At 75.1% G+C, this 13,850-nt stretch carries 13 protein-coding genes; 6 read left to right on the top strand and 7 right to left on the bottom strand.

What is annotated here, in order from left to right; all coding sequences use genetic code 11:
• Window positions 1–31 precede the first annotated feature (31 nt).
• Entirely contained in the window at window positions 32–1,336 is a 1,305-nt protein-coding gene (locus RQM47_RS07120) for a DUF1343 domain-containing protein (protein ID WP_314008140.1), read from the bottom strand.
• Between the two features lie 220 nt (window positions 1,337–1,556).
• Window positions 1,557–1,997 carry a nucleoside-diphosphate kinase gene (ndk, locus tag RQM47_RS07115; RefSeq protein ID WP_311662053.1) on the bottom strand — a complete coding sequence of 147 codons (441 nt, stop codon included), beginning with the start codon at window positions 1,995–1,997 and terminating at the stop codon, window positions 1,557–1,559.
• Window positions 1,998–2,223: 226 nt separating this feature from the next.
• Between ndk and RQM47_RS07110 the strand changes: the two genes are divergently transcribed.
• The gene (locus tag RQM47_RS07110) at window positions 2,224–3,066 is read left to right on the top strand and encodes a carbon-nitrogen hydrolase family protein (RefSeq protein WP_314008137.1); all 843 of its coding nucleotides are present in this window, start codon (window positions 2,224–2,226) and stop codon (window positions 3,064–3,066) included.
• Window positions 3,067–3,189: 123 nt separating this feature from the next.
• Here the strand turns inward: RQM47_RS07110 and RQM47_RS07105 are convergent, their stop codons facing one another.
• Both RQM47_RS07105 and RQM47_RS07100 read right to left on the bottom strand, forming a co-directional pair.
• Entirely contained in the window at window positions 3,190–3,687 is a 498-nt protein-coding gene (locus RQM47_RS07105; RefSeq protein ID WP_314008134.1) for a DUF427 domain-containing protein, read from the bottom strand.
• 48 nt (window positions 3,688–3,735) lie between these two features.
• A complete protein-coding gene (locus RQM47_RS07100; RefSeq protein WP_314008132.1) occupies window positions 3,736–4,206 on the bottom strand; it encodes an SRPBCC family protein in 471 nt (156 codons plus the stop codon).
• Between the two features lie 216 nt (window positions 4,207–4,422).
• Here RQM47_RS07100 and RQM47_RS07095 point away from each other — a divergent pair, with 216 nt between their 5' ends.
• The 5 genes from RQM47_RS07095 to RQM47_RS07075 all read left to right on the top strand — a co-directional run bounded on the left by RQM47_RS07095 (window position 4,423) and on the right by RQM47_RS07075 (window position 8,745).
• On the top strand, window positions 4,423–4,611 hold the full coding sequence (locus RQM47_RS07095; RefSeq protein WP_311662046.1) for a hypothetical protein: 189 nt from the start codon (window positions 4,423–4,425) through the stop codon (window positions 4,609–4,611).
• 213 nt (window positions 4,612–4,824) lie between these two features.
• Entirely contained in the window at window positions 4,825–6,216 is a 1,392-nt protein-coding gene (locus tag RQM47_RS07090) for an aminopeptidase P N-terminal domain-containing protein (RefSeq protein ID WP_314008129.1), read from the top strand.
• Window positions 6,213–7,364 (top strand): ATP-grasp domain-containing protein, encoded by a 1,152-nt coding sequence (locus RQM47_RS07085; RefSeq protein WP_311662042.1) that lies wholly within the window; start codon window positions 6,213–6,215, stop codon window positions 7,362–7,364. Before RQM47_RS07090 ends, RQM47_RS07085 begins: the two co-directional genes overlap by 4 nt.
• Before the next feature lie 233 nt (window positions 7,365–7,597).
• A complete protein-coding gene (locus RQM47_RS07080) occupies window positions 7,598–8,098 on the top strand; it encodes a vitamin K epoxide reductase family protein (protein WP_311662041.1) in 501 nt (166 codons plus the stop codon).
• A 53-nt stretch (window positions 8,099–8,151) separates the two neighbouring features.
• Window positions 8,152–8,745: a hypothetical protein gene (locus tag RQM47_RS07075; RefSeq protein WP_311662040.1), complete on the top strand. Its 594-nt coding sequence runs from the start codon at window positions 8,152–8,154 to the stop codon at window positions 8,743–8,745.
• Between the two features lie 18 nt (window positions 8,746–8,763).
• On the opposite strand, the gene RQM47_RS07070 is transcribed toward RQM47_RS07075, so the two are convergent.
• The 3 genes from RQM47_RS07070 to RQM47_RS07060 all read right to left on the bottom strand — a co-directional run bounded on the left by RQM47_RS07070 (window position 8,764) and on the right by RQM47_RS07060 (window position 13,815).
• Window positions 8,764–9,744, bottom strand: coding sequence for a zinc-dependent alcohol dehydrogenase family protein (locus tag RQM47_RS07070; protein ID WP_311662039.1), 981 nt, complete (start codon window positions 9,742–9,744; stop codon window positions 8,764–8,766).
• A 216-nt stretch (window positions 9,745–9,960) separates the two neighbouring features.
• Window positions 9,961–12,663, bottom strand: a complete 2,703-nt coding sequence (locus RQM47_RS07065) for a DUF5916 domain-containing protein (protein ID WP_311662037.1) — start codon at window positions 12,661–12,663, stop codon at window positions 9,961–9,963.
• A 327-nt stretch (window positions 12,664–12,990) separates the two neighbouring features.
• A complete protein-coding gene (locus RQM47_RS07060; RefSeq protein ID WP_311662035.1) occupies window positions 12,991–13,815 on the bottom strand; it encodes a DUF4097 family beta strand repeat-containing protein in 825 nt (274 codons plus the stop codon).
• Window positions 13,816–13,850 lie beyond the last annotated feature (35 nt).

The raw sequence follows: 13,850 nt of genomic DNA, 5'->3' as shown, positions 1-13,850 counted from the left end.
CGCCCCGCCCGTGGTGCGGGCGGGGCGGGCGCTACTCGTAGAGCCGGTACGGCTCGGCGCGGGCCTCGAAGGCCGACGCCTCGCCCGCCCACGACGCGGCGATCTGGGCCGGGTCGTCGCCGCGCACGAGCGCCGCGCGGAGCCGGTCGGTGCCGGCCAGCTTCGCCAGCCAGTCGGCCTTGAAAAACGAGCGGCGCGGGCGGGGCGGCGCCTGCCGGTACACGGCCTCGACGACGTGGACGCCCGCCGCCACGGGCCGGAACGCGGCCGGGTCGGTCACGACGAGGCGGACGCCGCCGACGCGCTCGCCCTCGTGCTTCGGGTCCGTCGCCTGGCCGGGGAGGTCGACGGGCGTGAACGCCGCGGGCTCAAACCGGACGCCCGCCAGCCCGCGCGCGTTGAGCGTCGCCGCGAGCGCGTCGGCGTCGACCCAGGGCGCCCCGACGTGCGTGAACGGGACGCGCGTGCCGCGGCCCTCGCTGGCGGTCGTGCCCTCGAAAAAGCCCGTGCCCGGGTAGACGCGGGCGGTCTCGACGTCGGGGACATTGGGCGAGGGCGGGGTCCACGCCAAGCCGGTCTGCTCCCACGGCATCCCGCGCCGGTAGCCGCCCATCTCGACCACGCGGAGGTCGAGGCCGTCGAGGCCGGGCAGCCAGCCCTCGCCGGCGACCATCCGCGCCAGCTCGCCGACCGTCAGCCCGTGCGTGACGGGGACCGGGTAGAGGCCGACGAACGACGTGTGGCGCGGCCCCATGACCCAGCCCTCAGCCCCGCCCCCGATCGGGTTAGGCCGGTCGAGGACGACGAACGGGACGCCGGCCTCGGCCGCCGCCTGCATGGCGTAGCCCATCGTCGAGATGTAGGTGTAGAACCGGGCGCCCACGTCCTGCATGTCGAACACGAGCGCGTCGAGGCCGCGGAGCTGGGCCTGCGTCGGCTTCCGCGACGCGCCGTAGAGGCTGTAGACCGGGGTGCCCGTCGCCCTGTCCGCCCCGCCCGAGACGCCGGCGCCGGCCTCGGCCGTCCCGCGGAGCCCGTGCTCGGGGCCGAAAAGGGCGGCGAGCGCGACGTCCGGGGCCGCCGCGAGCCGGTCGATGAGGTGGGCCGGTCCGCCGTCCGCCGTGTCCACGCGCGCCGTGTGGTTCGTGACGAGCCCGACGCGGACCACCCCGCCCCGCCCGAGCGCCGCGAGCGGGGCGAACCCTTCGTTCACGAGCCGCTGGGCGCCGGTCGTGACCGACGGCGGCGGGGCGGGCGGGGCGGCGGAGGTCGCCCCAGCGGCGTCTGCCTGGAAGCCCAGGAGCGTGAGCAGGACGAGCAGGGCGGACAGCGGCATCGGGCGGGGCGGGTGGAGTAGAGAGCGGATGCGAGGGCGAAACGAAAGATCCCGCCGTCCCGCGCCTCCCGCCCCCGTTTCTCCTCCGCCCCGCCCTTTGGGTCCGCCCACGCGCTGCCGGACCCAAAGGGCGGGGCGGGCACAAAAAACGCCGGCGCCCGGGAGAGCGCCGGCGGCCCAGCGGGCGGAGCCGAGGGGCGGACCCAAAGGGCGGGGCGGCCTAGGCGTCGATCACGGCGGCGCCGTTCTGCACGATCTCGCTCTCGGGGAAAAAGTAGCGGCCCTCCTTCACGCCGTTCTCGGCCGAGTCCGAGCCGTGGACGGCGTTCTCGCCCACCGACGTCGCGAACTGCTTGCGGATCGTGCCCTCGGCGGCGTCGGCCGGGTTCGTGGCGCCGATCACCTCGCGCCACGTCGAGACGGCGTCCTCGCGCTCGAGCACGAGCGGGACGCACGGGCCGGACGCCATGAACTCGGTGAGCTCGCCGAAGAACGGGCGCTCGGCGTGGACGGCGTAGAAGCCCTCGGCCTGGGCCTGCGTCAGCGTGACCAGCTTCATCGCGCGGACGGCGAAGCCTTCGGCGAGGATGCGGTCGAGGATCTTGCCGGCGTGCCCATTCTGGACGGCGTCGGGCTTGATGATGGCGAGCGTGCGCTCCATGTCGGTGGGGGCGGGGTGGTGAGTGCGTGCGGCCAATCAACCGCCCCGCCCCGCCCTGGACCGCGAAAGGAATGCGGAATGTGGAATGCGGGAACGACATCGGCCCGACCGCGAACGGCGCGGTGGGCCAGTGCCATCTTGTGCTTTCCACCTCGCCCCGCTCCTGCACGCGCGGGCGGGGTGGGCACCCCTTCAGCGTTCGTCGTTCACCGTTCATCGTTTCAACATGCGCCTCGCCCTCGTCCAGCAGCCCGCCACCGCCGACCTCGCGGCCAACCTCGCGCGCGGGCTCGACGCCTTCGACCGGGCCGCCGAGGCCGGCGCCGACCTCGTGGCCTACGCCGAGCTCGCGTTCCACCCGTTCTGGCCGCAGCGCCACGCCACGCCCGAGACGCTCGCGCACGCCGAGCCCGTGCCCGGCCCGACCGTCGAGGCGTTCCAGGAGCGGGCGGCCCGGCACGGCGTCGTCGCGGTCCTCAACGTGTTCGAGCGCGACGGCGACCGGACGTTCGACACGTCGCCGGTCATCGACGCCGACGGCACGCTGCTCGGGCGGACGCGGATGGTCCACATCACGGACTACGAGGGCTTCCACGAGCAGGGCTACTACGCGCCGGGCGACGCGGGCCTCCCGGTCTACGACACGGCCGCCGGCCGCGTGGGCGTCGCCATCTGCTACGACCGGCACTACCCCGAGGTCATGCGCGCGCTCGCCCTCGGCGGGCCGCAAACCGGCGGAGCGGACGTCGTCGTGGTGCCGCAGGCCGGCGCCGTGGGCGAGTGGCCGGCCGGGCTCTACGAGGCCGAGATGCAGGTGGCTGCCTTCCAGAACGGCTACTTCACGGCCCTCGCCAACCGCGTCGGCGCCGAGGACCGGCTGACGTTCGCCGGCGAGAGCTTCGTCTGCGCCCCCGACGGCCGCGTCGTGGCGCGCGCGGGCGGGGCGGCCGAGACGCTGATCTGCGACGTCGACCTGAGCGAGGTCGAGCGCTCGCACGCGCGACGCCTGTTCCTCCGCGACCGCCGCCCCGCCCTCTACGCCGACTGGCTGGGGGAGACCGCGGGGTGAGGAACGTGGAAGGGTGAACCGGGCGGGGCGCTCTGCCGCAAGCCCGTCCGCGGAGGCCACCCCGCCCCCAGGCAACTCCGGGCGGGGCGGGCGCCCGTGCGCGTTCGTCCTTCCACGTTCAACTCACCATCCCCACGAGCCCGCCCCGCCCTTGAACGGGCCGGCCACGCGCGGCGTGACCCAGCCGCCGTAGAACCCGCCCGGCTGCGACTCGACGCGGTCGTCGCCGATCCAGCAGGCGTCCATCGCCGCGGGGTAGAACGCGACGTGGTCTTTGAGCGCCGCGTAGGGCGCGAGCGGCTCGGGGTAGGCCCACGCTGCCTTCTCGGCGACCGCCCCGCCCGCCACGACATCGAAGTAGACAGCGAGCCCCTTCCACTCGCACCCCGACGTCTCGGGCCGCGCCCGGAGCACGCCGGCCGCCACGTCCTCGGGCGGCACGTAGACCGTCGGCGGGTGGCTCGTCTCCTTGACCTGGAGCGCCCGCGTGCTCCGCGCGATCTCGCGGCCGCCGAACTCGACGCGGACCGTCTCGCCGACGGGCTCCAGGAGCGGCGGGCGGGGGTAGTCCCAGACGGACTCCTGGCCGGGTCCGGGCGGCGTAGGGGCGGGGCGGGGCATGGCAGCGTGGGGAGCGGGACCGGAGAGACGCACCACCCCGCCCCGCGTTCACGCGCCGCCCAGGAGCTCGCGGATCGCGCGCTGACGGTACCCGAAGATCCGCGCGAGTTGGGCGCGGACGAGCGGGTAGGCCAGCTCGCCGGCGGGCGAGAGTGGGAGCTCCCACAGGACCTCGTCGTCCATCCGCGTGGCCGCCCCGCCCGGCCCTTCCACCTCCACGAACGAGTGCGTGTGGTGCCACCGCCGGTACGGCCCGCGGACCTGCTGGTCGACGAAGCGGTACGGCGGCTCCCAGCGGACGATCTCGGTCCGCCACCCGAACCGGACGCCGAACAGGCCGAGGCGGTAGTCGATGAGCGCGCCCTCGCCGATCTCGATGGGGCGCGGCGTCGTGATCTCGAAGTCGAGTTCGGGCGGGGTGATCCGCTCCAGGTTCTCGGCATCTGAGAAGAAATCAAAAACTTCCGAGCGCGGGAGCGCGAGCCGCGTCGTCGTGTGGAGGCGGTGCGTGAGGGCCACAGGCACGTGTAGGAGAGCGGAGACGGCCCCCTGACGTCTGGAGCAGGTCCCAGGTTCGGTTGCGGGACAGCCCGACGATCCCGAATTCCGCGGCGGCTTAGGGGAGAATATGATGAGGCCTGCGGGTTCGTGATGTAACCTGTTCGAGAACCGATGGGTCCCCCTGGGACCGTCGGGGACGTCCTCACTCTCTCCCGGCGTAACCGCCACTAGAACATGAAGCAGTACAACACCCCCGCCCTCGCCGATCTCGGCGACGTCCGCGCGATCACGGCCGCCGACCAGCGGACGACGCAGACGGACCAGATCTTCAACAACGGCGAGTCGATCGGCACGTCGACCGGCTCGCTCGACGCGTGCGTCTCGCCGGCTGACAACCCGCAGCCCGGTGACATGTGCACCTGAGTTGACGCGCCTTAAGGCGATTGGGGAGCCCCGTTCCTGGGGCTCCCCTTTTTTTGTGCTAGCGGGGTGGCCGCCCCAGATGCCGCGCCCGCGAACAGAGCCGCGGGCCGTTGCGGGAGGGAGCCCCGGCCCACCCCGCCCGCCGTTGACAACGTGCGGAGCGGCCGCCCCGCCCGGAGCCGTACGTTTCGTGCGCCTGCCCACCCCGCCCCCATGTTCGCTCCCACCACCTACGCCGCCCGCCGCGCCGCGCTCGCCGAAGCCGTCGGCACCGGCCTCATTGTCCTGCCCGGCAACGACGCGGCGCCGATGAACTACGCCGGCAACGTGTACGCCTTCCGCCAGGACGGCGCGTTCCGGTACTACGCCGGCCTCGACGCGCCGGGCCTCGCGCTCGCGCTCGACGCCGAGACCGGCGAGGCGAAGCTCTACGGCCACGACCCGACGCTCGACGACGTGGTGTGGGAGGGGCCGCTCGACTCGCTCGCTGACCGCGCGGCGTCGGTCGGCGTCGAGCGCACCGCCCCGCCCGACGCGCTTGCCGACGACGTCCGCGCGGCGCGGCGGGCGGGGCGGACCGTCCACACGCTGCCGCCGTACCGCGGGGCGGGGCGGCTCAAGCTGGCCGCGCTCCTGGGCGTGGCGCCGGACGCCGTCGAGCCCTCTAGCGCGCTCGTGGACGCCGTCGTCGCGCAGCGGCTCGTCAAGACGGACGAGGAGGTGGCCCAGATCGAGCGGGCGCTCGACGTGGCCGCCGACATGCACCGGCTGGCGATGCGCCTCGCGCAGCCCGGGCGGACCGAGCAGGAGGTGGCCGGGCAGATGGAGGGGCTGGCGATCGGGCGGGGCTCGCACCCCAGCTTCCCCATCATCCTCACGCGGCACGGCGAGGTCCTCCACGGGCACCCGGGCGGGGCGGCCCTGGAGGCCGGCGACCTCATGCTGGCCGACGCCGGAGCCGTCGCGCCGGGCTCGGGCTACGCCGCCGACGTCACGCGCGTGGCGCCCGTGGGCGGGGCGTTCTCGGACCGACAGCGGGCCGTGGTCGAGGTCGTCCTCGGAGCGCAGGAGGTGGGCATCGACGGGTGCCGAGCGGGCGCGCTGTTCCGCGACGTCCACCACCGCGCGTCCGTCCGCATCGCCGAGGGGTTGGGCGCGCTCGGGCTCATGGCGGGCGACCCCGAGGAGGCGGTCGAGGCCGGCGCCCACGCCCTGTTCTTCCCGCACGGCCTGGGCCACCCGATGGGCCTCGACGTCCACGACATGGAGGGGCTGGGCGAGGACCGCGTGGGGTACGACGACGAGGTCCGTCGGAGCGAGCAGTTCGGGACGAGCTTCCTCCGCTACGGCCGCCGGATCGACACGGGCCATGTGATGACGGTCGAGCCCGGCGTCTACTTGATCGACGCCCTCATCGACGCCTGGAAGGCCGAGGGCCGGCACGCCGAGTTCCTGCGCTACGACGAGATCGACCGCTGGCGCGGGCTGGGCGGGGTCCGCATCGAGGACGACGTGCTCGTCACCGACGGGGCGCCGCGCGTGCTCGGGCCAGGCATCCCGAAGCGGCCCGACGAGGTCGAGGCCGTCGTCCGCTCGGGGGCGTGACCACGGTCGTCCTGGTCGGCCTCCGCGCCGGCGCGCTCGACGCGGCCGAGCGGCTGGGGCTCGGCGCCGTGGCCGTGACCGAGGCGCCGCCGGGGCCGCGCCGGGCGGCTCGCCTCGCCGGCCACGTCCAGGCCTCCTTTGCCGCCCCGCCCGACGCGTGGCGGCGCGTGGCGCGGTCGCTGCGGGCGCACCGCCCCGCCGCCATCGTGGCGCTCACCGAGCGGTCCGTGCTCCCGGCCGCCCACCTCCGCGCCGTGCTCGGCCTGGACGGGCTGACGGTCGAGGCGGCCCACGCGTGCACCGACAAGCGGGCGATGAAGCGGGCCGCCCGCGCCGCCGGCCTCGCCTGCGCCGACGTTGTCGAGGCCGAGGAGGGCCTGAGCGCCGACGCGCTCGTCGAGCGGCTGGGCCTCCCGCTCGTCGTCAAGCCGGCCGTCGGGTCGGGCGGGCGGGGCGCCACGGTCTGCCGCACGCGCGCCGACGTGCCGGACGCGCTCGATCCGGGGTGGATGGCCGAGTCGTTCGTGGACGGCGTCGAGATGAGCGCCGAGACACTCGGCGGCAGCGAGACCGGCGCGGGCGGGTCGGTCTGGACCAACGCGACGCGCTACGTCGTGCCCACGTGGGCCAGCCTCCTCCCCGCCCCGCCCGAGACGGACGGCCTGGACGCCGTCCGGGCGCTGGCCGAGGCCGCGCGGCGCGCGCTGGGCGTCGACCGCGGCATGACGCACCTCGAAGCGTTCCAGACCGCGGGCGGCCCCGTGTTCGGGGAGATGGCCGCGCGTCCGCCGGGCGGGCACCTGATGGCGCTCGTCCGCCTCGCCTACGGCGTCGACCCGTGGGAGGCCGTGCTCCGGGCGGAGTTGGGCGACAACCCTGGCCTCCCCGCCCACGCCGCGCGCTCGGCGGCAGCGTGGATCGTCCACCCGGGGGCGGGGCGGGTGACGAGGGCCGAGGGCGCCGAGGCGTGCCGCGCGCTCCCGGGCGTCGAGGAGGTCGTCCTCCGCGTGGCGCCGGGCGACGTGGTCGGCCCGCGGACGGGGTCGGGCGAAGAGGTCGGCCACGTCCTGGTGACGGGCGCGACAGCGGCCGAGGCGGAGGCCCGGCTGCGCGCCGCGCGCGACGCGCTCCGTGTGGAGGTGGCATAGGCTCAGCCCGCCCCTCACCCTGGCTGCGCCCCCGGATCGGCGCCCGGGGCCGGCTCTGCTGCGCGCCGCCCCTCTCCCAGCGGGAACGGGGACGTCGCAGAGGCCGCTCGGGCGGAGGACCCGGGGCGGGCCGCGCGGGCGGGGCGGCGTAGTCGGGGTTTCTCCCAACCCGCCCCGCCCGCGGACCGGCCGCGCGCGAGCGGCGTGAGACCGCCCCTCCCCACCCCGCCCGCATGAACCCGACCACCCTCAGCCGCCAGCTCCGCACGGCCCAGACCGACGACCTCAAGCGCCGTCGCGCCGTCGTCGCCCTCTCGAACGTCGGCGCGCTCGCCGGCGTCGTCGTCTCGCTCTACCAGACCGGCGTGATCCGGCACCTCCCCGACCTGCCGGGGAAGATCTGGAACTCGGACAAGGTCGACGCCTCCGACTACGCCTACAAGCGCTACGACACGCCCGACGCCCTCATGATGACCGTGAGCTACGGGATCACGGCGCTCCTCGCCGGGGCCGGCGGGAAGGACCGCGCCGAGCGCACGCCGTGGCTGCCGGTCGCGCTCGCGGCCAAAGTCCTCGGCGACGCCGCGTTCGCGCTCACGCTGGGCCGCGAGGAGTGGGCCGAGAACAAGGCGCTCTGCTGGTACTGCCAGTCGGCCACGCTCGCGTCGCTGGCCTCGGTCCCGCTCGTGCTCCCCGAGGCGGCCAAGGGGCTGAAGCGGCTGTTCGGTCGGTAGCGGACTCTGGCACAGTTCTTCCAGGGCGGCCCACCCCGACCCCGTGCCCCCCTATGCCCGACGACCACTCCTCCGACGACGACCACTCGTCGATCGACCGGACCCTCCTCCGCCAGGCGCTCGTCGGGGGCGGGGTGGCCGCCCTCGTCATGGGCGTCGGCGTGGTGACGGTCGGGCTCAGCGGCCTCAGCGGCGACAACGCCCGCTCGCTCCTCGAAGCCGTCCTGCCGACGGCCCGGTCGCTGTTCTCGACGGCCATGATCGCGAGCTCGACGACGCTCACGCTCATGCTCACCATGCTGGGCATGACGTCCGACGAGCCGATCAAGAGCCAGTTCTACGGCCAGATCCGCCAGGCGGCCACGATCGCCGTCTCCGTGTTCAGCGCGGCCACCGTCGTCCTCCTCGTCCTCGCCATCCCGTTCCAGGAGGGCGGGGTGAGCGACACGGTGTACACCGTCCTCTACTACGTGATCGCCGGGGCCGGGGCACTCGTGGGCGGGGCGCTCGTAGCCGTCATGATCACGATCCACGGGGCGATCAAGAACCTTATCGGACTCGTCGACGGCGAGGCCGACGCCGACATCGCGGCCGACGGAGACGACGGAGACGGAGACGACGGCGATGGGGACGACGACGACGCATAGCGGGGCCGCCCCGCCCGCCTAGCCGGTGAGGAGCGTCTTCCCCCACCGCCCGCGCTCCTGCGCCGCGCGCGCGGCCTCGGCGCCGTCGGCGAGGTCGAACGCCGCCTCGACCGGCAGCGAGAACGCGCCCTCGGCGGCCAGCCGGGCGAGGTCCGAGAGCGCCGAGCGGACCTCGCTGCGCGGCGCCCGCGACGCCCACTGCGTCCGCCACACGCCCTGCACCGTCACGCCACGGTAGATGAGCGCGGCCGGCGACACCGCCAGCGGCTCGCCCGAGAGCGCCCCGTAGACGACGTGCGTGCCGCCCTCGCGGAGCGCGCCCAGCGCGAGCGTGCCCGCCCCGCCCGCGACCGGGTCGAACACGGCCGCCGCCCCGCCCTCGCCGACGGCCTCCGCGAGCGCGCTCCGCGCCTCGTCCGTGTCGCCGTCGGCCACGACCACGGCGGCGCCGAGCGCCCGGAGCCGGTCGGCGTGCCGGTCGCTGCGCACGACGGCGACCGCGCGCACGCCGCGGCGTGTCACCAGTTCCGTCACCACGCGGGCCACGGTCGAGGCCCCGGCCGTCTGCACGAGCACGTCGCCGGCCGCGAGCGGGGCGGCGTCGAGCAGGAGCCGCGCCGTCAGCGGGTTGACGAAGAGCTGCGCCGCGTCCTCGTCCGAGAGCGCGTCGGGGACGGGCAGCGCGTCCTCGGCGGCGACCACGACGGCCTCCTGCCACGTCGGCGCCTCGCCCAGCTTCACCACGCGGTCGCCGACCGCGAGCCCGTCCACGCCCGGCCCGACGGCCTCGACCCGCCCCGCCCCCTCGTTCCCGCCGACGGCGGGGAGCCCGCGCGAGCGCCCGTACGTCCCCCGCACGAGCGAGAGGTCGGACGGGTTGATCGGCCGGTGCGTCAGGCGAATGCGGACCTCGCCCGGCCCGGGCTCGGGGCGCGGGACGTCGTCGAGGCGGAGGACGTCGGCGGGACGGCCGTGTTCGTGGAACCGGAGGGCGCGCATGAGGGGAAAGAGGAACTGGGGACTGGGGATAGGAACTGGGGAATGCGCTCGACCCGCCCGCGGCTCCGCCAGGAGCGCGACCGCCCCGCCCCAGGACCCGAGGGCGGGGCGGGAGGTATTCCTCTTCCTCGCGACGGCCCCGCTGCTCTCGGGCGGGGCGGTCCCTCGAAACGCCTCTGCCCGGTCCTATTTCCCATTTCCCCGTTCCTATTCCCCCTACCCTCCCAGCCAGTAGCTCAGCTTGAGGAGGAACACGTTCGCGACCGGGTCCGAGAACACCCCGCCCACGTCGCGGCCGAACCGGAGGGCGCCGTCGGGCTCGAAGCCGGATCGCTGCTGCTGCCACACCAGGAAGAGCGCCGAGCCCGGCCGGTACTCCCACCGGAGGACCGCGTTGCCCTGGAGCGCACGGCTCGTAAAGTTCTCGGCCACGTCGAACGCCGCGCCACCGTCGCCGGGCGTCACCGTGATCGAGCCGTCGCCGTTCTCGGCCGCCGCCCCGCCCGCGTCCTCGCCGAAGACGGGGAGCCGGAGCTGGCCGGGCTCGCCGAGCGTCTGGACGCGGGAGTAGCGGCCGGTCGAGACGAAGGGGCGGGCGTAGAGCTGGAGCGTGAGGTCGGGCGTGAACGTCCAGTTGAGGCGGGCCTGCAGCGAGAGCGTCGCCTGGTCGAGCCGGGCGAACACGTAGCGGCGGCCGAACGTGGCCGCGGCGGCCGGCTCGTCGAACGCCGTCACGTACTGGCGCGCGTTGCGGCCGACCGAGACGCTCGGGCCGACCTCGAACGAGACGGCCGGGGCGGGGCGGACCTCGACCTCGGGGTCCACGCTGAGACGCCACCCGCCGAGCTCGTCGCGGAACCCGTAGACGAAGCCCGACACCGCGACCGGCCGCCGGTCGTCGGAGTAGGCGTAGACGCTGCCCTCGGCCGCCGCCGGGCTCGTCGCGAGCGGGCCGCCGCGCGTGAGCCGGTCGTCGTCGGTCCGCGCGCCGACGAACGAGTTGAGGTTGGCGCCCCAGAAGCCCTTCGTCTGGAAGCTCCCTTCGAGGCCGCCGAACGTGGCCGTCCGGTCGCCGCCGAAGGTGCCGCCGAGGCCCAGGAAGGCGTTCGCGTTCCACCGGTTGAGGCCCCCGCCCGGCTCGTTGTCCTGGTAGACGACCACGAGGCCCAGGTTGGCGAAGTCGGCCCGGGACTGGAACCCGAGCTCGTTGGCGTCGAAGCCGGGAGACGTCGCGCCCGCGTGGAGCCCGCCGAGCCAGTGCTCGCCGCCCGCCTTCAGCACGTTGACCTCGCCCGTGAAGCCGGCCAGCGACCTAGCCGCCGGGTCCAGCGAGAGGTGATCGGCGTCGGGCCGCTGGTAGAGGCGCGGGAACGCCCGCTGCACGCGGGCGACGGCGTCGGCGCTGCCCGTCACCAGACTCCCCGCGAGCTGGCCGTTCACGAGCCACTCGTCGCCCAGCCGGTGCTCGACGTCGGCGCCGGCGACGGTCGCCATCGTCGGGAGGAGCGCGCCGAGCGCCGGGTCGCCCGTGTCGCGGACGACCGACGTGAGGAGGCCGCCGGCGATCGTCTGCCCGAACGTGCCGCGCGCGCGGCCGACGAGGTAGTTCGCGAGCGGCTCGACGAGCACGCGGTCGTCGCCCCCGACCGCCCCGCCCGCGCCGTCGAACGCCTGGTAGCGCCCGTACTCGTTCCCGGTCGTCGCGTTGAGGACGCCGACCGAGAACCGGCCGACGCGGCCCGAGAGCTTGGCCGCGCCGAGGATCGTCGACTGCTGCGGGGCGTCGGTGTAGACGGCGCCGCCGTCGGTGGCGGCGTCGGAGACCGAGGCCGGCACGAACTGGCGGCGCTGCGGAGCGCGCCCGATCCGCCGGGTGTAAAGCAGGTTAGGCCGGTTGTTCGAGAAAAAGCGCCGGGGCCGGAGGCTGAACACGTCCGTTCCCTCGACGAAGAACGGCCGGCGCTCTTGGAAAAAGAGCTCGAACCCGCCCAGGTTCACCTGCGCCGGGTCGGCCTCGACCTGGCCGAAGTCGGGGTTCACGGTCGCCGTCAGCGTGAGGTCCGACGTGATCCCGTACTTGACGTCGGCGCCGACGCGCGGCGTGGCCTCGGTGGCGCGGAAGAACGGGTCGGCCGCGTCGCCCGGCGCCCGCTCGACGGACGCGGCGAGGTAGGGGACGACCTCGAGCTGGCGGGGCGGGGCGAGGCCGCGGAGGTCGGCGAGCGTCCCGAACCGGCTCACGTAGCCCGGGTCGCTCGGGAGCACGGGCGCCCACAGGGACGTCTCGCCCGTGCGGAAGTGGACGCGCTGGACGTTGAGCCCCCACGTCTGGACCGCCGCCCCGCCCGCGAACCGGAGCTGCGAGAGCGGGATGCGGAACTCGGCCGTCCACCCGCCCTCGTCGCGCGACGTGGCCACGTCCCACACGGCGTCCCAGCTCTGGTCCTCGTTGACGTCGTCGAACAGGAGGCGGTCGACCTGGACGCCGGCCGGGTTGACCCTGAACATGAAGGCCGTCCGGTCGTCGTCGTACGAGTCGATCATGACGGTCGCCCAGTCGGTCTCGAGGAACGCGTCGCGGCGGCCGAGGCGGGCGTCGATCTGGGCGGGGCGGCTGTCGACCATCCGCATCCCGACGTAGACGGCCTTGGCGTCGTAGAGCACGCGGGCCTCGGTGGGCTCGGAAGGCGCCGCGCCCGGAGTCGGCCGCTGCTGCACGAACCCGCTCGCGACGGCCGCCCCGCCCCACGCGGCCTCGTCGAGCCGCCCGTCGAGGTCGACGGCCCCGGGCTCGACGGCCGCCGCGGCGATCTGGGGCCGGAGGTCGGGCGCCGCGCCCGAGTCGGCCGCTGTCTGGGCGGCCGCGGGGGGCGCCAGCAGGAGCGGGGCGGCGAGAGCGAGGAGGAGGGCGAGACGCATCGGGGCGGGGCGGGTGTGGCCGAGAGACGGAAGGGGCGGGGCGGGGGTTACAGGCAGATGCTAAAAAATTAGCACGTACATCCACAAAAATGATCTGCCTCCAAGAGGCTGCTTGGGGTTCCCCTCCCCCAGCGGGGGAGGGCCGGACCCAAAGGGCGGGGAGGGGGATCGGAATCGACGTGCGGGCGGGGCGGCCGACTCCGGTCCCCCCTGGCTGCGCCGACCTGACGGTTGGCTGCGCCGGCCTTGCGGCTCCCGGCCTCCCCCGCTGGGGGGAGGAGAATGTGGGGCCTCTACCAAACAGCCTCCACGCCTTCCACGATGACGTTATCGGGCGGCGCGGATGGAGATGCCGCCCCGCTGCGTGACGGCCGAGAGCGTCGGCCCGCCCGCCCCGATCTGCCCTGCGAGCCGGTCGCCGAACTGGCCGCGGTCCCGGCGCTCGGCGTCGAGCGCGACGCCCTCGGTCGAGATCTGGCCCATCTGTGTCGAGGCGACGACGTCGGCCGAGTAGCCCCGGGGGAGGGCGACGGAGATCCCGCCGTTCGCCGTTTCGAGGTCGAGCCCGGCGCCCACCCCGCCCCGCCCGCCGACGGCCACGTCGATGCCCCCGTTCATCGTCCGCGCGCGGACGGCGCCGGCCACGTCGCGGAGGCTGAGCCCGCCGTTCATCGTCTGCACGTCGAGGGCGCCGGCCATGCCCTCGACCGAGATGGCCCCGTTCATCGTCCGCAGCGAGAGGTTGGTCTGCCGGGGCGCGAACACCTCGTAGGCGACGACGTCGCCGTCGTTCGGGCGGCGCGGCGGCCGCTCGCGGACGGCGTCGCGGCCGACGTCGAGCCGGGCCGCGCGGAGGCGCCGGTCGGCCTCGGCCTGCGTCCGACCACGGGCGGAGACCCGGGCGCGGACGAGGACATCGGGGCGGTCCCACGGGCGGACCGTGATCGCTCCGTTGCGGCCCCCGACGGCGACGCTCCCCGCGGGGAGGATGACCTCGCGGACCTCGCAGGCGCCGAACCGCTCGTCGCGGTCCCCGCCCCACCCGCGTTCGACGTCGTCGCACCAGTCGTCGCCGGCGAGCGTCCGCGTCGGCTGCGCCGTGGCGCACGCGGCGGCGGTCAGGAAGAGGAGGGCCGGGAGGAGGCGGAGCATGGAATCGGGGTGCAAGGAGTGGAAGGAGCGGCCAC

It is taken from the genome of Rubrivirga sp. S365 (genome assembly GCF_032248475.1).
Taxonomy (GTDB): domain Bacteria; phylum Bacteroidota; class Rhodothermia; order Rhodothermales; family Rubricoccaceae; genus Rubrivirga; species Rubrivirga litoralis.
Note: the sequence above shows the minus strand (reverse complement) of the source record. Positions and strands in the feature narration are given on the sequence as shown.